At 52.7% G+C, this 17,327-nt stretch carries 20 protein-coding genes; 15 read left to right on the top strand and 5 right to left on the bottom strand.

Going from position 1 to position 17,327, the window contains the following annotated elements; translation table 11 throughout:
• Positions 1 to 140: 140 nt before the first annotated feature.
• Together OGY04_RS03020 and sstT are read left to right on the top strand one after the other, a co-directional pair.
• Positions 141 to 1,109 (top strand): TerC family protein, encoded by a 969-nt coding sequence (locus OGY04_RS03020; protein WP_048216385.1) that lies wholly within the window; start codon positions 141 to 143, stop codon positions 1,107 to 1,109.
• Between the two features lie 242 nt (positions 1,110 to 1,351).
• Complete coding sequence (gene sstT, locus OGY04_RS03015) at positions 1,352 to 2,596, top strand: serine/threonine transporter SstT (protein WP_048215489.1); 1,245 nt, start codon at positions 1,352 to 1,354, stop codon at positions 2,594 to 2,596.
• Between the two features lie 16 nt (positions 2,597 to 2,612).
• Here the strand turns inward: sstT and OGY04_RS03010 are convergent, their stop codons facing one another.
• From OGY04_RS03010 to uxaC, 3 genes are all read right to left on the bottom strand, one after another.
• The gene (locus OGY04_RS03010; protein WP_057067553.1) at positions 2,613 to 3,167 is read right to left on the bottom strand and encodes a YgjV family protein; all 555 of its coding nucleotides are present in this window, start codon (positions 3,165 to 3,167) and stop codon (positions 2,613 to 2,615) included.
• A 138-nt stretch (positions 3,168 to 3,305) separates the two neighbouring features.
• On the bottom strand, positions 3,306 to 4,793 hold the full coding sequence (locus OGY04_RS03005; RefSeq protein WP_032945078.1) for a UxaA family hydrolase: 1,488 nt from the start codon (positions 4,791 to 4,793) through the stop codon (positions 3,306 to 3,308).
• 15 nt (positions 4,794 to 4,808) lie between these two features.
• Positions 4,809 to 6,221 carry a glucuronate isomerase gene (gene uxaC, locus OGY04_RS03000; RefSeq protein ID WP_003024811.1) on the bottom strand — a complete coding sequence of 471 codons (1,413 nt, stop codon included), beginning with the start codon at positions 6,219 to 6,221 and terminating at the stop codon, positions 4,809 to 4,811.
• 472 nt (positions 6,222 to 6,693) lie between these two features.
• Between uxaC and OGY04_RS02995 the strand changes: the two genes are divergently transcribed.
• The 11 genes from OGY04_RS02995 to OGY04_RS02945 all read left to right on the top strand — a co-directional run bounded on the left by OGY04_RS02995 (position 6,694) and on the right by OGY04_RS02945 (position 13,973).
• Complete coding sequence (locus tag OGY04_RS02995; RefSeq protein ID WP_003828557.1) at positions 6,694 to 7,995, top strand: MFS transporter; 1,302 nt, start codon at positions 6,694 to 6,696, stop codon at positions 7,993 to 7,995.
• Positions 7,996 to 8,129: 134 nt separating this feature from the next.
• Entirely contained in the window at positions 8,130 to 8,906 is a 777-nt protein-coding gene (gene exuR, locus OGY04_RS02990; RefSeq protein ID WP_003828559.1) for a transcriptional regulator ExuR, read from the top strand.
• A 348-nt stretch (positions 8,907 to 9,254) separates the two neighbouring features.
• A complete protein-coding gene (gene yqjA / locus OGY04_RS02985) occupies positions 9,255 to 9,917 on the top strand; it encodes a DedA family general envelope maintenance protein YqjA (protein ID WP_003828561.1) in 663 nt (220 codons plus the stop codon).
• A gap of 18 nt (positions 9,918 to 9,935) precedes the next feature.
• On the top strand, positions 9,936 to 10,304 hold the full coding sequence (gene mzrA, locus OGY04_RS02980) for an EnvZ/OmpR regulon moderator MzrA (RefSeq protein ID WP_162623447.1): 369 nt from the start codon (positions 9,936 to 9,938) through the stop codon (positions 10,302 to 10,304).
• 148 nt (positions 10,305 to 10,452) lie between these two features.
• Positions 10,453 to 10,821 carry a DUF1090 domain-containing protein gene (locus OGY04_RS02975; protein WP_032941739.1) on the top strand — a complete coding sequence of 123 codons (369 nt, stop codon included), beginning with the start codon at positions 10,453 to 10,455 and terminating at the stop codon, positions 10,819 to 10,821.
• Positions 10,822 to 10,854: 33 nt separating this feature from the next.
• Positions 10,855 to 11,160, top strand: coding sequence for an ElaB/YgaM/YqjD family protein (locus OGY04_RS02970; protein ID WP_003024832.1), 306 nt, complete (start codon positions 10,855 to 10,857; stop codon positions 11,158 to 11,160).
• Between the two features lie 2 nt (positions 11,161 to 11,162).
• The gene (locus OGY04_RS02965; RefSeq protein WP_003828567.1) at positions 11,163 to 11,558 is read left to right on the top strand and encodes a phage holin family protein; all 396 of its coding nucleotides are present in this window, start codon (positions 11,163 to 11,165) and stop codon (positions 11,556 to 11,558) included.
• Entirely contained in the window at positions 11,558 to 11,857 is a 300-nt protein-coding gene (locus OGY04_RS02960) for a YqjK-like family protein (protein WP_003828569.1), read from the top strand. The genes OGY04_RS02965 and OGY04_RS02960 overlap by 1 nt, the downstream gene beginning before the upstream one ends.
• A gap of 173 nt (positions 11,858 to 12,030) precedes the next feature.
• Positions 12,031 to 12,423 carry a DoxX family protein gene (locus OGY04_RS02955; protein WP_003024847.1) on the top strand — a complete coding sequence of 131 codons (393 nt, stop codon included), beginning with the start codon at positions 12,031 to 12,033 and terminating at the stop codon, positions 12,421 to 12,423.
• A 72-nt stretch (positions 12,424 to 12,495) separates the two neighbouring features.
• Positions 12,496 to 13,482, top strand: coding sequence for a glutathionyl-hydroquinone reductase YqjG (gene yqjG / locus OGY04_RS02950; RefSeq protein WP_008785878.1), 987 nt, complete (start codon positions 12,496 to 12,498; stop codon positions 13,480 to 13,482).
• 125 nt (positions 13,483 to 13,607) lie between these two features.
• Complete coding sequence (locus tag OGY04_RS02945; RefSeq protein ID WP_008785879.1) at positions 13,608 to 13,973, top strand: DUF805 domain-containing protein; 366 nt, start codon at positions 13,608 to 13,610, stop codon at positions 13,971 to 13,973.
• A 108-nt stretch (positions 13,974 to 14,081) separates the two neighbouring features.
• Here OGY04_RS02945 and yhaJ read toward each other — a convergent pair whose 3' ends face one another.
• A complete protein-coding gene (yhaJ, locus tag OGY04_RS02940; protein ID WP_003024855.1) occupies positions 14,082 to 14,978 on the bottom strand; it encodes a DNA-binding transcriptional regulator YhaJ in 897 nt (298 codons plus the stop codon).
• Between the two features lie 104 nt (positions 14,979 to 15,082).
• On the opposite strand from yhaJ, the gene OGY04_RS02935 reads away from it, so the two are divergent.
• Both OGY04_RS02935 and OGY04_RS02930 read left to right on the top strand, forming a co-directional pair.
• Positions 15,083 to 15,784, top strand: coding sequence for a pirin family protein (locus tag OGY04_RS02935; protein ID WP_057067547.1), 702 nt, complete (start codon positions 15,083 to 15,085; stop codon positions 15,782 to 15,784).
• Positions 15,785 to 15,810: 26 nt separating this feature from the next.
• A complete protein-coding gene (locus OGY04_RS02930) occupies positions 15,811 to 15,960 on the top strand; it encodes a protein YhaL (RefSeq protein WP_003828578.1) in 150 nt (49 codons plus the stop codon).
• A gap of 54 nt (positions 15,961 to 16,014) precedes the next feature.
• On the opposite strand, the gene OGY04_RS02925 is transcribed toward OGY04_RS02930, so the two are convergent.
• Entirely contained in the window at positions 16,015 to 17,325 is a 1,311-nt protein-coding gene (locus tag OGY04_RS02925; protein WP_008785880.1) for an L-cysteine desulfidase family protein, read from the bottom strand.
• Between the last annotated feature and the right edge of the window lie 2 nt (positions 17,326 to 17,327).

The raw sequence follows: 17,327 nt of genomic DNA, 5'->3' as shown, positions 1-17,327 counted from the left end.
CCGGGCGATAACAAAGGAATACGCCACCGTATTCCTTTGTTGTTGTAAGTGAGACCTTGCCGAATGGCAAGGTCTATGCATAAAAAGCAGCGGCTAACGTCATTCGGCGTTGGCCGTTTTTTTATGCATGGGGAAATACAATGAATACTGTCGGCACACCGTTGTTATGGGGTGGCTTCGCTGTCGTAGTGGTAATTATGCTGGCCATCGACCTGCTGTTGCAGGGGCGTCGTGGCGCGCATACGATGTCAATGAAGCAGGCTGCAGCCTGGTCTATCGTCTGGGTAACGCTGTCGTTACTGTTTAACGCCGCCTTCTGGTGGTACCTGGCGGAAACCCAGGGGCGCGCCGTTGCCGACCCACAGGCGCTGGCGTTCCTTACCGGCTATTTGATCGAAAAATCACTGGCAGTAGATAACGTCTTTGTCTGGTTGATGCTCTTCAGCTACTTCTCCGTGCCGCCTGCGTTGCAGCGTCGGGTACTGGTGTATGGCGTGCTGGGTGCGATTGTGCTGCGTACGATCATGATCTTCGCGGGCAGCTGGCTTATCACCCAGTTTGAGTGGCTGTTATACGTGTTCGGCGCGTTCCTGTTGTTTACCGGCGTGAAGATGGCGCTGGCGAAAGAAGATGCCTCCGGTATTGGCGACAGACCGTTAGTACGCTGGCTGCGCGGTCATTTGCGCATGACCGATACTATCGAAGATGAAAAATTCTTCGTGCGTAAAAACGGCCTGCTGTTTGTTACGCCGCTGATGCTGGTGTTGATTCTGGTTGAGCTGAGCGATGTGATTTTTGCCGTCGACAGTATTCCGGCTATCTTTGCCGTGACCACCGACCCGTTCATCGTGCTGACCTCGAACCTGTTTGCTATTTTGGGTCTGCGTGCGATGTACTTCCTGCTGGCGGGCGTGGCGGAGCGTTTCTCCATGCTGAAGTACGGCTTGTCGGTCATTCTGGTGTTTATCGGTATTAAGATGCTGATCGTCGATTTTTACCATATCCCGATCGCTATCTCGTTAGGCGTGGTATTTGGCATTCTGTTTGTGACGCTGGTTGTTAACGCGTGGGTCAACCACCAGCACGATAAAAAGCAGCAAATACAGTAAGTTTCATCTGCTAGCTGAAAAGCCCGACAGCACACTGCGTGCGTCGGGCTTTTTGTTTATCATGTCAAAATAATGTTAAGTTAAAGTTATAAAATATGATCTCAACGCGGAATCCAGGATATTTCGCTTCCCGAACCGCGTTCTTTCCTTATACTCAGCCATGCAAACATTTGCCCGATCCTGAAAGATGCGTCAACAGAACGCACAAAGGTAAGGCAACAACACAATGAAAGGATTACTACATGACTACGCAACGTTCATCGGGGCTACTCTCGCGTTTGGCGCAAGGGAGCTTGGTTAAACAAATTTTGATCGGTTTGGTACTGGGGATTTTACTGGCACTGGTGTCAAAACCTGCGGCTGAAGCCGTTGGTTTGCTGGGTACGCTGTTCGTCGGCGCATTAAAAGCCGTCGCGCCAATTCTGGTTCTGATGCTGGTGATGGCTTCTATCGCCAACCACCAGCACGGGCAAAAAACCAATATCCGCCCCATTCTGTTCCTCTACCTGCTCGGAACATTTTCAGCGGCATTAACCGCCGTTGTCTTCAGCTTTGCTTTCCCATCAACACTGCATCTTTCCAGCAGCGCGGGGGATATCGTACCGCCATCCGGGATTGTGGAAGTGATGCGTAGCCTGCTGATGAGCATGGTTTCTAACCCAATTGATGCTCTGCTGAACGCCAACTATATTGGTATTCTGGTATGGGCTGTCGGCCTGGGCTTTGCACTGCGCCACGGCAATGAAACGACCAAAAATCTGGTCAATGATATGTCCAACGCCGTCACCTTTATGGTGAAGCTGGTGATTCGTTTCGCGCCAATCGGTATCTTTGGTCTGGTCTCCTCCACGCTGGCAACCACCGGTTTCGCCACGCTTTGGGGCTACGCCCAACTGCTGACCGTACTGGTAGGCTGTATGCTGCTGGTGGCATTTGTGGTTAACCCACTGCTGGTCTTCTGGAAAATTCGCCGTAACCCGTACCCTCTGGTGCTGGCCTGTCTGCGTGAAAGCGGCGTGTATGCCTTCTTTACCCGCAGTTCGGCGGCAAATATTCCGGTGAACATGGCACTGTGTGAGAAACTGAATCTGGATCGTGATACCTATTCGGTGTCTATTCCGCTGGGCGCCACCATCAATATGGCTGGCGCGGCGATCACCATTACCGTACTGACGCTGGCGGCGGTGAATACGCTGGGTGTTCCGGTTGATTTACCGACTGCGCTGTTACTGAGCGTGGTGGCTTCGCTGTGTGCCTGTGGTGCATCGGGCGTGGCGGGCGGTTCTCTGCTGCTGATCCCGCTGGCGTGCAACATGTTCGGTATCCCGAATGACATCGCCATGCAGGTTGTTGCCGTTGGCTTTATCATCGGCGTATTGCAGGATTCCTGTGAAACGGCGCTGAACTCTTCTACAGACGTCCTGTTTACCGCTGCAGCCTGCCAGGCAGAAGACGAGCGTCTGGCAAATAACGCCCTGCGCGGCTAATCCCTACGCCCCTCCGTCATCGGGCGGAGGGGTTCTCTTCTTGTACGCTTTTTTCAAGTTTGAACGGATCAATTCCGCGTTTTTGCATTCGCCGGAAGCGAATAATGTTCAGGCCGTTCATCACCAGAAAACTCCCTTCGATCATCGTCCCACCAATCGATCCCAGCCAGAAATTATGGATAACCCAACAGGCAGTTGCGCACCACATGACGCAGCGCACGGTTAACCCTTTGCAGCGAAACAGCGCCCAGGTGCTGGCCAGCGTGCCAATTATCGGCAACAGCTCCATCGCATGCTGTAATTTCGCCAGCCCGAGAACCAGGGTGAGGACAATAAAAACGGTCATTACCCACAGTTTGCGGGTATGCATTGAGACAAGTGTGCGGATGGTGTTGAGTTCTGCGCTCATTCCCGCAGGCCAGGCACCCATCAGGAAAAAATGCACGCCGATGGTGGCGCTATAGACGGCGAGTTGCAGCCGGAACCGGCGCTCATCGCGATTGAAAAAGGTGGTAATACCGATCAGAAAGGCGATGACACCTACGCCCTGGGCCAGCCAATACGCGGTCATGCAAGCAACCCCAATTCTATCTCGTAGGCCGGATAAGGCGAGTTCGCCGCCATCCGGCAACGGTTTGTGCCTGATGGCGCTGCGCTTATCAGGCCTACGGTTTGCGCAGACCTGCATGCAGGTACCATCAGGTATTTACTACAACGTTACGCCGCTTTTAAATATCGCTAACTCTCTAAAATCATTCCGCTCGTTGCAGGTTTGCTTGCCGTTGGCGAACTCGACGATGGTATCGACAAATTCTTCCAGTAACTGCGGCATCGCTTTGCCGTGGATCAACTGTCCAGCGTCAAAGTCGATCCAGTGCTTTTTCTTCGCCGCCAGCTCGCTGTTGGTAGCAATTTTCACCGTCGGCACAAAACCACCGTACGGCGTACCGCGACCGGTACTGAACAGCACCATATGACAGCCCGCGCCCGCCAGGGCACTGGTCGCCACCGCATCGTTACCCGGTGCGCTCAGTAGATTCAGACCATGCGTCTTCAGACGTTCGCCGTAGCGCAATACGTCCACCACCTGGCTGGAGCCTGCTTTTTGCGTGCAGCCGAGAGATTTATCTTCCAGCGTGGTGATACCGCCCGCTTTGTTGCCCGGCGATGGGTTCTCGTAGATCGGCTGGTCGTGAGCAATGAAGTACTGCTTGAAGTCATTGACCATGGTGACCAGCTTGCCGAACGTTTCTTCATCGCGGCAGTGGTCCATCAGCAGTTGCTCGGCGCCGAACATTTCCGGTACTTCGGTCAGTACGGTGGTGCCGCCGTTGGCAATCACGTAGTCAGAAAAACGCCCCAGCATCGGGTTGGCGGTAATACCGGACAGGCCGTCAGAGCCGCCGCATTCCAGACCAAACTTCAGCTCACCCAGTTTACCCGGCTCACGCTTATCGTTACGCATCACGTTGTACAACTGGTGAAGATGTTCAATCCCCGCTTCCACTTCGTCTTCCTGATGTTGGCAGACCATGAAGTGAACGCGCTCAGGATCGTACTCGCCTAAGGTTTCGCGGAAGGCATCAACCTGGTTGTTTTCACAACCAAGGCCAACCACCAGCACCGCACCCGCATTCGGGTGACGCACCATGTTTTGCAGCATAGTGCGGGTGTTAATGTGGTCGTCGCCGAGCTGTGAACAGCCGTAGGTGTGGCTGAAGAGATGCACGCCGTCGATTCCTTCGGCGTCGTTAGTCTCTTTCAGAAAACGGTTCTGCATCTGGCGCGCCATGGCGTTAACACAGCCTACCGTCGGTAGGATCCACAGTTCGTTGCGCACGCCAACATCGCCGTTGGCACGACGGTAGATCTGCACATCGCGATCCGCCGGTTGTGCAACTTCCGCCTGAAAATCAGGGTGGTAGCTATACGTGTCCAGGTCGCTCAGATTAGTGCGCGTGTTGTGAGCATGAATATGCTCACCCGCCGCAACGTCCACCAGCGTATGACCAATTGGCAAACCGTATTTAATGACGTTTTCGCCTTTCGCAATATCACGTAAAGCGAATTTGTGGCCACGAGAGACCGCCTGACGCAGGGTTACCGCCTGCCCATCAACGGTGACTTCGGTTCCTTCAGCCAAATCAGCGAGCGCTACCGCGACGTTATCCAGCGCATGGATCTTGATGTATTGCATACCTTCACCCGGGCCTTAGTTCAGTTCAATGGCGAAGTAATCACGCGCATTGTTAAAGCAAATATTTCTGACCATTTCACCCAGCAACTGGATATCTGCCGGTGCTTCACCTGCAGCAACCCAACGGCCAATCATCTGGCACAGAATGCGACGGAAGTATTCATGGCGCGTGTATGACAGGAAGCTACGGCTATCGGTCAGCATGCCGACGAAACGGCTCAGCAGGCCGAGCTGGGCCAGCTGCGTCATCTGACGTTCCATCCCGTCTTTCTGATCGTTGAACCACCAACCGGAACCGAACTGCATCTTGCCCGGCATACCTTCGCCCTGGAAGTTGCCGATCATGGTGCCCAGCACTTCGTTATCACGCGGGTTCAGGCAGTAGAGAATGGTTTTCGGCAGCAGGTTCTGTTCGTTCTGCTTGCTCAGCAGTTTGGACAGTTCTTCAGCCATCGGACGGTCATTGATGGAGTCGAAGCCAACATCCGCGCCCAACAGTTTGAACTGGCGCAGGTTGTTATTACGCAGCGCGCCGATGTGGTACTGCTGTACCCATTCGCGACGAGCATATTCCGCACCAAGGAACACCAGCACGGCAGTTTTAAACTGGGCAACTTCATGCTCACTCAGGGTTTCACCCGCCAGGCGACGCGCCAGAATGCTATCCAGTTCAGATTCGTTAGATTCGGCAAACAGCACCACGTCCAGCGCGTGGTCAGAAACTTTACAGCCGTGAGCCGCGAAGTGATCCAGACGTTTGGTCAGTGCAGCTTGCAGATCGCTGAAGCGGCGGATATCCGTGTCAGACACTTCACCAAGCTTCGCCATGTAGTCATTAAAGGTCGCCAGTTCAATGTTAAAGGCTTTATCCGGACGCCAGCTCGGCAGCACTTTCACATCAAAGCTTCCGTCTTTAGCAACGGCCGCATGATGCTCCAGAGAGTCGATCGGGTCATCGGTAGTGCCGACCATTTTCACATTCATCTGCTGCATGATGCCGCGCGCGGAGAATTTATCCTGCGCCAGCAGCTCGTTGCACTGGTTCCAGATTTCATCAGCAGTCGCAGGAGAAAGCAGCTTACCTGTAATACCAAACGGGCGACGTAATTCGAGGTGGGTCCAGTGGTACAGCGGGTTACCGATAGTGTGCGGAACCGTGGCGGCCCATGCGTCAAACTTCTCGCGATCGGACGCATCGCCAGTACACAAGCGCTCAGCGACGCCATTGGTACGCATCGCACGCCATTTGTAGTGATCACCCTTCAGCCAGATGTCATACAGGTTATTAAAACGGTAGTTTTCAGCGATTTGTTGCGGTGGTAAATGGCAGTGGTAATCGAAGATCGGCTGGTCTTTGGCGTAATCATGGTACAGACGGCGGGCAAATTCGGTGTCCAGCAGGAAATCTTCAGTCATAAACGGGGTCATTATCGTCTTCCTCTCAACGAGTGCGTCAGATTGCTTATGTTTTGATGTTGACAAAGTTATCACACCAATTTCCATACACTGAAGATATTTTCGTGAGTTAGATCAACAAATGGTGACAAAAAAATTACTCTCAAAGAGGTAAATCACGCGTCAAGCCGCGCCAGCGCTGGCTTTGCTGAATCGAAATAATGACCACACGAAGATTCACACTTTTGTGATGGCACTCACCTTTTAAAGCTGTATGACAAGTTATCTTTTGGCCGTCGCGATACATAAGCCGACGGAATGCAAATTACCGATGTATCACCATCGGATTGACCGGTACGGAAACCGAATTAGCACAATTATTGACATGGCAAAGTTCGGGGAGTACCGGCTTTTTTTTCGGTCCCCCCTCGTAAAAGAACATCCTCCGCCCTGAACTGGAAGATGACCGCTCGTTCGCGGACATAACAAAACGATGAGGTTTTACATGCGTAAAATTAAAGGGTTACGTTGGTACATGATTGCACTGGTGACGCTTGGCACCGTGCTGGGTTACCTGACACGTAACACTGTGGCGGCAGCTGCGCCAACTCTGATGGAAGAGTTACACATCTCCACTCAACAGTATTCCTATATCATCGCAGCGTATTCTGCTGCTTACACCGTAATGCAACCCGTTGCCGGCTACGTGCTCGATGTGCTCGGCACAAAAGTTGGTTACGCGATGTTCGCCGTTCTGTGGGCCGTCTTCTGCGGCGCGACCGCACTGGCTGGCAGTTGGGGTGGACTGGCGCTGGCGCGTGGCGCGGTAGGTGCCGCTGAAGCCGCAATGATCCCTGCGGGTTTGAAAGCTAGTTCTGAATGGTTCCCGGCAAAAGAACGTTCAATTGCCGTGGGGTACTTTAACGTCGGCTCTTCTATCGGTGCGATGATTGCTCCGCCGCTGGTCGTCTGGGCAATCGTCATGCACAGCTGGCAGATGGCATTCATTATTTCCGGTGCGCTGAGCTTCATCTGGGCGATGTGCTGGCTTGTGTTCTACAAACACCCGCGCGACCAGAAAAAACTGTCTGATGAAGAACGTGATTACATTCTGAATGGTCAGGAATCACAGCATAAAAACGCGACCTCGAAAAAAATGTCGCTCGGTCAGATCCTGCGTAACCGCCAGTTCTGGGGCATCGCGCTGCCGCGTTTCCTGGCAGAGCCAGCCTGGGGTACCTTCAACGCCTGGATCCCGCTGTTCATGTTTAAAGTCTACGGCTTTAACCTGAAAGAGATTGCGATGTTTGCCTGGATGCCGATGCTGTTTGCTGACCTGGGCTGTATCGTTGGGGGCTACTTACCGCCGCTGTTCCAGCGCTGGTTCGGCGTTAACCTGATCGTTTCACGTAAAATGGTCGTCACCATGGGCGCATTGCTGATGATTGGCCCAGGGATGATTGGTCTGTTCACCAGCCCGTACATTGCTATCGCCCTGCTGTGCGTTGGCGGCTTTGCTCACCAGGCGCTGTCCGGTGCGCTGATTACGCTTTCTTCTGACGTATTTGGTCGTAATGAAGTGGCAACGGCAAACGGCCTGACCGGTATGTCCGCCTGGCTTGCAAGTACGCTGTTTGCACTGGTTGTTGGCGCACTGGCTGACACTATCGGCTTTAGCCCGCTGTTCGCCGTACTGGCGGTATTCGACCTGCTCGGCGCACTCGTTATCTGGACGGTCTTGCAAAACAAATCGGCCAGCGAGGTCGACTCGGGATCACAGACTGGCGATCCCGCTCCGCAAAATTAACCCGCTGTTTTTCATCAAGGGTATATAATGCGAAGCCGCCAGTCATCTGGCGGCTTTTTTATCGCCGCGAGTGGAGCAGTAATCGCAAAAGTGGTATAACAAATATAGTCTGCCGTATCATGCCTGGAGCGCATATGGAAATCACCGAACCACGACGTTTGTACCAACAACTTGCAGCTGATCTGAAAGAACGCATTGAGCAAGGCGTCTATCTGGTGGGTGACAAACTCCCTGCCGAGCGCTTTATCGCAGATGAAAAAAATGTCAGCCGTACCGTGGTTCGTGAAGCAATTATCATGCTCGAGGTAGAGGGTTACGTTGAGGTGCGCAAAGGATCGGGGATCCACGTCATTTCCAACCAACCCAGACATTATGTTGCGCCAGATGAAAACCTGGAATTTGCCAGCTACGGTCCTTTCGAGCTGCTCCAGGCGCGTCAGCTCATAGAAAGCAACATTGCCGAGTTTGCCGCCACGCAGGTGACCAAACAGGACATCATGAAGCTGATGGAGATTCAGGAGAAATCACGTAACGAAAAAAGCTTTCGTGACTCCGAGTGGGATCTCCAGTTCCATGTGCAGGTCGCCCTGGCAACGCAGAACTCGGCTCTGGCCGCGATTGTTGAAAAAATGTGGACTCAGCGTATTCATAACCCCTACTGGAAGAAACTGCACGACCACATCGACCTGCGCACGGTTGATAACTGGTGTGATGACCATGACCAGATCCTTCGGGCGCTGATTCGCAAAGATCCTCATGCCGCCAAACTGGCGATGTGGCAGCATCTTGAGAACACGAAGCAGATGCTGTTTAACGAAACCAGCGATGATTTTGAGTTCAATGCGGACCGTTATCTATTTACCGAAAATCCGGTCGTTCACCTCGATACAGCGGCTAACAGCGCAAAATAAACAATCTTATCAATGCAGGCGCGACCACGCGCCTGTTTCTGACACTTGGTAAGCGTTAGGTATAAAGTGTCAGCCTGTGTAAATCCTCTCGCCTCCCTCCATTGCGATAAGCAAAATCACAGTTCAACAACCGTAATTTCTATAACGGACTACGTTGACCTTTGTTACAATTAGATGCTGTTTGAATTTTTGTGTTTAAGAGCTTGCTAACTTCACAACTTTACAGGGAATAGTTCAGGCCGTGAATTTGTATCAAACCGCGAGTCATGTAAAAAATATTAATAAAATCGTGGTGTTACAAAACCCAGAAAACCGGCATGACGATAACCGATTCTCCAGGAATATTGAATGGAACTACTGACTCAATTACTAAATGCTTTATGGGCTCAGGATTTTGAAACGCTGGCCAATCCTTCCATGATTGGCATGCTCTATTTTGTACTCTTTACCATTTTGTTTCTGGAAAACGGACTGCTGCCAGCAGCCTTTTTACCTGGCGACAGTTTGCTGGTACTGGTCGGCGTACTTATTGCCAAAGGCGCAATGGGTTTTCCGCAAACGGTGCTACTACTCACCACCGCAGCCAGCCTCGGTTGCTGGCTCAGCTATATACAAGGTCGATGGTTGGGCAATACCCGCACAGTGCAAAACTGGTTATCTCATCTTCCTGCACATTACCATCAGCGTGCGCATCATCTGTTCCATAAGCATGGCTTGTCTGCGCTGCTGGTCGGTCGCTTTATCGCGTTTGTCAGAACATTACTGCCGACCATCGCAGGATTGTCCGGCCTGAACAATGCGCGCTTTCAGTTCTTTAACTGGATGAGCGGACTGCTTTGGGTCCTTATTCTCACATCGCTGGGCTATCTGCTGGGCAAAACACCGGTGTTTCTCAAATATGAAGATCAGCTGATGTCTTGCCTGATGCTGCTTCCTGTGGTGTTACTGGTGTTTGGTCTGGCAGGTTCACTGGTTGTTCTTTGGAAAAAGAAATACGGGAACCGAGGGTAAATTATGCTGAAATCATGCATAACGCTCCGACGACTTGCCTGGTCCACCACTTTTATGTTGTTCATCGGCGCGTTGCTCCTGACCTGGTCGGTCATTCGCCAGCAGGAGTCAACGCTTGCCATTCGTGCCGTAAACCAGGGAGCCAGCATGCCTGATGGCTTCTCTATCTGGCATCACCTGGATGCCAACGGCATTCGTTTTAAAAGCATCACTCCGCAAAATGACGCCCTGCTGATTACCTTTGATTCCAGTGCACAGAGCGCAGCGGCGAAGGTCGTACTGGATCGAACGTTACCGCACGGTTTCGTTATCGCTCAGCAGGATGATAATAATCAGGCGGTTCAGTGGTTATCCCGCTTACGTGAGACCCCACACCGTTTTGGTTAATTTCCAGGAATCTGAATTAGATCACTCACTTTGGTGATTTCACCGTTTAGCGCCTATGATTAATAAACTGGGTTTATGACCCAACGCTTTATTATTCTGGAGCATCGACCCTAAACGACGAGGTCGAATCACAATGGAAGGTTCAAGAATGAAATACCGCATCGCTTTGGCAATTAGCCTTTTCGCTCTCAGTGCCGGCAGCTACGCCACCACCCTCTGTCAGGAAAAAGAACAAGACATTCAGCGGGAGATTAGCTATGCCGAAAAACACAACAATCAGAGCCGTATCAATGGGCTGAATAAAGCGCTGAGCGAAGTCAGAGCAAACTGTACTGACAGCAAACTGCGCGCTAACCATCAGAAAAAGATCGCCGAGCAGAAAAATGAGATTGCCGAGCGTCAACGTGACTTAGCCGAAGCTAAGCAAAAAGGCGATGCGGATAAGGTAGCAAAGCGTGAACACAAGCTTGCTGAAGCCCAGCAAGAGCTAAAAGAACTCGAGACCCGCGATTACTAAGTACGGTAACTAGCCACTCAACTGGAGAAAACTATGTCGAAAGATAATGCTACGGAAAACCTGCGCGCTGAGCTGAAATCTCTTGCGGATACGCTTGAAGAAGTACTTAGCTCCTCTGGCGATAAGTCGAAGGAAGAGATGAGTAAAATTCGCAGCAAAGCCGAACATGCGCTGCGCGAGAGCCGCCATCGTCTGAGTGAAACCAGCGATGTAATCGCCAAACAGACCCGTGAGGCCGCGGCTAAAGCCGATAACTACGTGCGCGAAAACCCATGGACAGGCGTCGGCATTGGCGCTGCAGTCGGTGTGGTGCTTGGTGTACTGCTGTCGCGCCGTTAACAATGGCTGATTCTCAACACGCACAAGGTCCAGGCAAAGGCGTACTGGGTATTGGACAGCGGATCCTGACGATTCTCGTTGAGATCGTAGAAACACGGCTGCGGCTGGCCGTCGTTGAGCTGGAAGAGGAAAAAGCCAATCTCATCCAGATCCTGCTGATGCTTGGGCTGACTATGCTGTTCGCGGCGTTTGGCCTGATGAGCCTGATGGTGCTTATCATCTGGGCCATTGACCCTCAATACCGCCTGAACGCCATGATTGCTACCACCGTTGTGCTGTTGCTGTTAGCGCTGATTGGCGGGATATGGACGCTGCGTAAAGCACGTAAAACAACGCTGCTACGCCATACACGCCAGGAACTCGCTAATGACAGGCAAGCCCTGGAGGATGATGCATAATGAGCAGCAAAGTCGAACGTCAAAAGCGTAAGGCGCAACTGCTTGGACAGATCCAGCAGCAACGGCTGGATCTGTCTGCGACTCGCCGCGACTGGCTGGAAGCCACCGAGGTCTACGATCGTGGCTGGAAGACGCTACTGAACCTGCGTGGCTGGGTGTTGGTCGGGAGCAGTATTATGGCGGTTCGCACCATCCGCAACCCGAATCTGCTGGTACGCTGGGCTAAGCGCGGCTTTAGCGTCTGGAGTATCTGGCGTCTGGTGAAATCGACCATCAGACAGCAGCAACTGCGCGGCTAATCCTTTCCTTGCCCCCAACCTCAAAATTTTTGAAAAATACTGACAGTTTTCCTTGCTAACAATTCTCATTAAGCACGTTTATGATTCTCTCCATCGACAGCAACGACGCGCTCTGCAGCGTCGATGCACAAAAAAACACAATAAGCCGCCTGAGTGGTTTCCTGGAGAGTATGATGAAGAAATTAGAAGATGTTGGTGTACTGGTAGCGCGCATTCTGATGCCAATCCTGTTTATTACCGCAGGTTGGGGAAAAATCACCGGATATGCGGGTACCCAACAATACATGGAAGCCATGGGCGTCCCAGGATTTATGCTGCCGCTGGTGATTCTGCTTGAGTTTGGCGGCGGTCTGGCAATTCTGTTCGGTTTCCTGACCCGTACAACCGCGCTGTTCACCGCAGGCTTCACATTGCTGACGGCGTTCCTCTTCCACAGCAACTTTGCGGAAGGTGTGAACTCTCTGATGTTCATGAAAAACCTGACCATCGCAGGCGGTTTCCTGCTGCTGGCTATCACCGGTCCAGGCGCATTTAGTATTGACCGCGTACTGAATAAAAAGTGGTAAGCAAACTATACTGAACACATCAAAAAGCGAGGAGATATCTCCTCGCTTTTGCTATCTGAGGAGGCGAAAATCATGGGACAACTGATTGACGGCGTCTGGCATGACACCTGGTACGATACCAAATCAACCGGTGGAAAATTTCAACGTTCAGCATCGGCTTTCCGTAACTGGCTCACCGCGGATGGCGCGCCTGGCCCTACCGGTGAAGGTGGCTTTGCTGCCGAAAAAGACCGCTATCATCTGTACGTTTCTCTGGCCTGTCCGTGGGCGCATCGCACGCTGATTTTGCGCAAACTCAAAGGGCTGGAACCGTTTATTTCCGTTTCTGTTGTGCATCCGCTGATGCTGGAAAACGGCTGGACCTTTGACGATAACTTCCCGGCGGCAACCGGCGATACCCTGTATCAACACGAATTTCTTTATCAGCTCTATTTACACGCCGATCCGCACTACAGTGGTCGGGTCACCGTTCCGGTGCTGTGGGATAAAAAGAACCACACCATTGTCAGCAACGAATCTGCAGAAATCATCCGCATGTTTAACACCGCGTTTGATGCGCTGGGCGCCAAAGCCGGAGATTACTATCCCCCTGCCCTGCAAAGCAAAATCGACGAGCTGAACGGCTGGATTTATGACAACGTTAATAACGGCGTGTATAAAGCCGGATTTGCCACCAGTCAGGAAGCCTACGACGACGCCGTGGATAACGTCTTTCAATCTCTGGCACGACTGGAGCAGATCCTTGGGCAACATCGCTACCTGACCGGCGACCAGCTAACCGAGGCCGACATTCGCCTGTGGACCACGCTGGTACGCTTTGATCCCGTGTATGTCACCCACTTCAAGTGCGACAAACACCGGATTAGCGACTATCTGAACCTGTACGGTTTCCTGCGTGATATCTACCAGATGCCGGGTATTGCGGAAACCGTCAATTTCGATCATATCCGCAATCACTACTTCCGTAGCCACAAAACCATTAACCCGACCGGCATTATTTCTGTTGGGCCGTGGCAGGACCTCAACGAACCTCATGGGCGTGACGAGCGTTTCGCCTGATTTACACAGGCCCCCATTTGGGGGCTAAATAATTAATACCGTAAATATTTACCATCATTTCATTCACAGCTATTCTTAATTTGATTACTTTAAAAACAAGTAATTGAATGCAGAACGAGGCAAAAATGGATTGGTATTTAAACGTATTAAAGAATTACTTTGGTTTTGGTGGCCGCGCACGTCGTAAAGAATACTGGATGTTTGTGCTGGTCAACATCATCTTCACATTCGTGCTGGGTATTCTGGACAGAATGTTTGGCTGGGAGCGCGCCGGTGGAGAAGGCATATTAACGACGATTTACGGGGTTCTGGTCTTTATTCCGTGGTGGGCGGTACAGTTCCGGCGTTTACATGACACCGATCGTTCAGCCTGGTGGCTACTGGTGCTGCTGATCCCGATCGTAGGCTGGCTGGTGATCATCATTTTCAACTGTCAAAACGGGACTCAGGGGAGTAACCGCTTCGGGCCCGATCCCAAACAGTTATCCTGACGTAGCATATGTAGATGCCTGATGGCGCTGCGCTTATCAGGCCTACAACATACTCCGTCTTTCAGGCCGGATAAGGTGCTTCGCACCGCATCCGGCGTAACAGTCAGGCTATTTACCCGCAAACAGCTTGGGGATTTCCCGCAGACACCAGGATTTCGCCTCGCCCATGCTGTCACGACGCCAGGCCATAATAATATCTATCTCGCTTGTCGATTCCGGACTAACGACCCGCAGCCGACCAGCCGCAATATCCTCTTCCACCAGCGGGTACGGCATCGTCGCCACGCCAAGTCCTGCCAACAGCGCCTGACGTTTATCTTCTATCGTACTCACCGTCAGACGCGGCTGCTTATCAAGCAGTTGAACCGTCAGCACCGGACGTTCACGGGCGGTATCCGCCACCGCGATCCCACGGTATTTAACACGGGTGACTTCCGATAACGGTTCCGGCTCCTGATGGATGGGATGATCCGGGGCCGCTACATAGACGTTCATCAGCGAGTACAGCTTGCGCGAGTTGATTTCTGAGGATGAGCGAAAATGCATATCCGGCGCAATCACGATATCCGCCCGCCCCTGCTCAAGACGCTCCCACGCCCCGGCCAGAACTTCGGTAATAACGGAAAGCTGGGTATTGGCCTTCCCGGCAAGCCTGTCGATCAGCGGGAAAAACGCCGCCGTCGGCACCAGCGCTTCGGTAACGATAGTCAGATGCGTTTCCCAACCGCGAGCCAATGCTTCGGCATCGGTAGTCAGTTTATCCGCAGCTTCCAGCAGTACGCGCCCGCGCTCCAGCAACATACGCCCAACGTTAGTGAATTTTGTGCGGTGGCCTGAGCGGTCAAACAGCACCACGTCCAGCTCTTCCTCCAGCTTCTGCATGGTATAGCTAAGTGCGGAAGGAACGCGTCCCAGTTCGTCTGCCGCAGCAGCAAAACTACCGCGTCTGTCTATTGCGTCCATGACGCGTAACGCTTCAAGCGTTAAAGCCCTTTCTTTGGCCATCTCGTTCTCATTCAGGAAATTTGAACATACCGGGCAGAATATCTGGCTAACAATGCAGCGTCTAGCCATTTAACATAAAAGGAAGTAAAGAGAGGTCAAGAACTATGATTACTACCCGTACAGCCAAACAATGCGGGCAAGCAGACTACGGCTGGTTGCAGGCCCGTTATACCTTCTCCTTTGGACACTATTTTGATCCTAAACTGCTGGGTTATGCCTCGCTGCGTGTTCTGAACCAGGAAGTTCTGGCACCGGGGGCCTCTTTCCAGCCACGGACCTATCCGAAGGTGGATATCGTCAATCTGATCCTCGAAGGGGAAGCGGAGTACCGAGACAGCGAAGGCAACCATATCAAGGCCAAAGCAGGTGAAGTTTTGCTGCTCGCGACACAGCCCGGGATTAGCTATAGCGAACACAATATCAGCAAAGACAAACCGTTAACCCGGATGCAGCTCTGGCTGGACGCCTGCCCGCAGCGTGAAAACGCCTGTGTACAGAAAGCCATGCTGAGCACCGGTAAGCATCAGTTGCTGGCCTCGCCGGACGGTGAACAAGGCAGCCTGCATCTGCGCCAACAGGTATGGGTGCACCACGTTGAGCTGCAGCAAGGTGAATCGTTGAGTTTTCAGTTACATGGGCCACGCGCTTATTTACAGTCGATTCACGGCAGATTCCATGCGGTGACGTCTGGCGCCGAAAAAGAAGCGCTCACCTGTGGCGATGGGGCATTTATTCGTGACGAAACTAACATAACGTTAGTCGCCGATACCCCGCTGCGCGCTTTGCTGATAGATTTGCCCGTATAGTCAGGGAAAACAATGGAGTACGACTATTGAGCAAGAAATCATCAAAAAAACGCCAACCTCAGGTTGAGCCGAAAAAACAGGAAACAGTTACCTTCGGCTATGAAGAAATGCTGACAGAGCTGGAAGCGATTGTGGCCGATGCCGAACTACGGCTGGAAGACGAAGAAGCCGCCTGAACAGGCGGCTTAGACTTATGCCGGGTGGCGCCAACGGCTTACCCGGCCTACAGATTAATGTGCCTTACTGGCCATGATCTCAATAATCTGCTTGTCGGTTTCCTGCATTGAACGACACGCCAGCGCGCACAGGTTAGCGATAGATTGTTCCACGTTATGCGCCACAATCCCTTCGTTGCCGGTTACAGCAGTATCATCCAGCGCCATCAGTACCGCTTTCCACGCCGCGGAAGCACTGGTTGAGACTTTCATCGCGCAGCTGTTTGAAGCGCCATCGCAAATCATTCCGCTCACGTCGCCAATCATGCTACTGATCGCCATCGCGATGGTGTTGTAGCGACCATCTACGATCCATGCCATCCCCGCTGCTGCCCCCATCGCCGCCGTAGTTGCCGCACACAGTGCAGACAAACGCGGAAGCTGATGATGGATGTAGATAGCGCTCAGATGAGACAACATTAGCGCACGTGCCAGTTTCTCCTCATCCGCACCAAAGTGCTCGGCCACCACCATCACCGGAACAGTCGCGGTAATGCCCTGATTACCGGAGCCGGAGTTGCTCATGGCCGGCAGCGTCGCCCCGCCCATTCGCGCATCCGATGCCGCACTGGTGCGGATCAGAATAGAGGTGGAGAGATCGTTCGCCAGCAGGCCGCGCGCGCACTGCTTCTCAAGCGTGGTTCCGATGTGCAAACCCCAGTTACCGCGCAGCCCTTCCTGAGACAGCGCACCGTTCAGTTTTGCCGCATCGAGAATGAAGCGGATTGACTCAAACGGTACCGCGTTCACGAACGCCAGAATCTCTTCCAGCGAGGTGTGAGACAATACCGCCAGCGGCGACTCCTGCTCCTCTTCCTGAGCATTCTGTTCTGTGGTGAACACTACGCCCTTATTGGTCTCGATGTGCACAATGTTGGTATGACCGCCCACAATCGTCACGCACGCCCATCCTTCAGCGCTGTAAACCTTCGCGCGGGAAAAGAGGATGTCCTCGCAAGGCTCCTGCAGCATCACCGCAACCTTGCCAGCGCTCAGCATCGCTTTCGCATCGGCGATCGCTTGTGGTGACGCATCTTTCAGTACCTCTAAACCGGCACGGGCATTTCCCCCCAGCGCACCCAGCGCCGCCGCGACAGGTAACCCGACCATTCCGGTACCCGGCACGGTAACGCCCATGCCGTTTTTCATCAGGTTCGGTGAGACCCACGCGTCAATGCGTTCAACCGCGCCGTCCAGCTCAGAGGATGCAACCGCCGCCGCCAGAGCCAGAGAGATAGGTTCTGTACAGCCCAACGCAGGCTTAACTTCTTCCTGCACCGCGCGGATAAAACTATCCCATAATGGATTCAATGTAGTCTCAAACATAA

The sequence above is a fragment of the Citrobacter sp. Cpo091 genome (assembly GCF_030332645.1).
GTDB lineage: Bacteria > Pseudomonadota > Gammaproteobacteria > Enterobacterales > Enterobacteriaceae > Citrobacter > Citrobacter portucalensis.
Note: the sequence above shows the minus strand (reverse complement) of the source record. Positions and strands in the feature narration are given on the sequence as shown.

Bases quoted from the DNA above. Each gene is read 5' to 3' on its own strand.
- OGY04_RS03020 (WP_048216385.1), top strand. From the start codon at position 141: ATGAATACTGTCGGCACACCGTTGTTATGGGGTGGCTTCGCTGTCGTA.
- sstT (WP_048215489.1), top strand. From the start codon at position 1,352: ATGACTACGCAACGTTCATCGGGGCTACTCTCGCGTTTGGCGCAAGGG.
- OGY04_RS03010 (WP_057067553.1), bottom strand. From the start codon at position 3,167: ATGACCGCGTATTGGCTGGCCCAGGGCGTAGGTGTCATCGCCTTTCTG.
- OGY04_RS03005 (WP_032945078.1), bottom strand. From the start codon at position 4,793: ATGCAATACATCAAGATCCATGCGCTGGATAACGTCGCGGTAGCGCTC.
- uxaC (WP_003024811.1), bottom strand. From the start codon at position 6,221: ATGACCCCGTTTATGACTGAAGATTTCCTGCTGGACACCGAATTTGCC.
- OGY04_RS02995 (WP_003828557.1), top strand. From the start codon at position 6,694: ATGCGTAAAATTAAAGGGTTACGTTGGTACATGATTGCACTGGTGACG.
- exuR (WP_003828559.1), top strand. From the start codon at position 8,130: ATGGAAATCACCGAACCACGACGTTTGTACCAACAACTTGCAGCTGAT.
- yqjA (WP_003828561.1), top strand. From the start codon at position 9,255: ATGGAACTACTGACTCAATTACTAAATGCTTTATGGGCTCAGGATTTT.
- OGY04_RS02975 (WP_032941739.1), top strand. From the start codon at position 10,453: ATGAAATACCGCATCGCTTTGGCAATTAGCCTTTTCGCTCTCAGTGCC.
- OGY04_RS02970 (WP_003024832.1), top strand. From the start codon at position 10,855: ATGTCGAAAGATAATGCTACGGAAAACCTGCGCGCTGAGCTGAAATCT.
- OGY04_RS02965 (WP_003828567.1), top strand. From the start codon at position 11,163: ATGGCTGATTCTCAACACGCACAAGGTCCAGGCAAAGGCGTACTGGGT.
- OGY04_RS02960 (WP_003828569.1), top strand. From the start codon at position 11,558: ATGAGCAGCAAAGTCGAACGTCAAAAGCGTAAGGCGCAACTGCTTGGA.
- OGY04_RS02955 (WP_003024847.1), top strand. From the start codon at position 12,031: ATGAAGAAATTAGAAGATGTTGGTGTACTGGTAGCGCGCATTCTGATG.
- yqjG (WP_008785878.1), top strand. From the start codon at position 12,496: ATGGGACAACTGATTGACGGCGTCTGGCATGACACCTGGTACGATACC.
- OGY04_RS02945 (WP_008785879.1), top strand. From the start codon at position 13,608: ATGGATTGGTATTTAAACGTATTAAAGAATTACTTTGGTTTTGGTGGC.
- yhaJ (WP_003024855.1), bottom strand. From the start codon at position 14,978: ATGGCCAAAGAAAGGGCTTTAACGCTTGAAGCGTTACGCGTCATGGAC.
- OGY04_RS02935 (WP_057067547.1), top strand. From the start codon at position 15,083: ATGATTACTACCCGTACAGCCAAACAATGCGGGCAAGCAGACTACGGC.
- OGY04_RS02925 (WP_008785880.1), bottom strand. From the start codon at position 17,325: ATGTTTGAGACTACATTGAATCCATTATGGGATAGTTTTATCCGCGCG.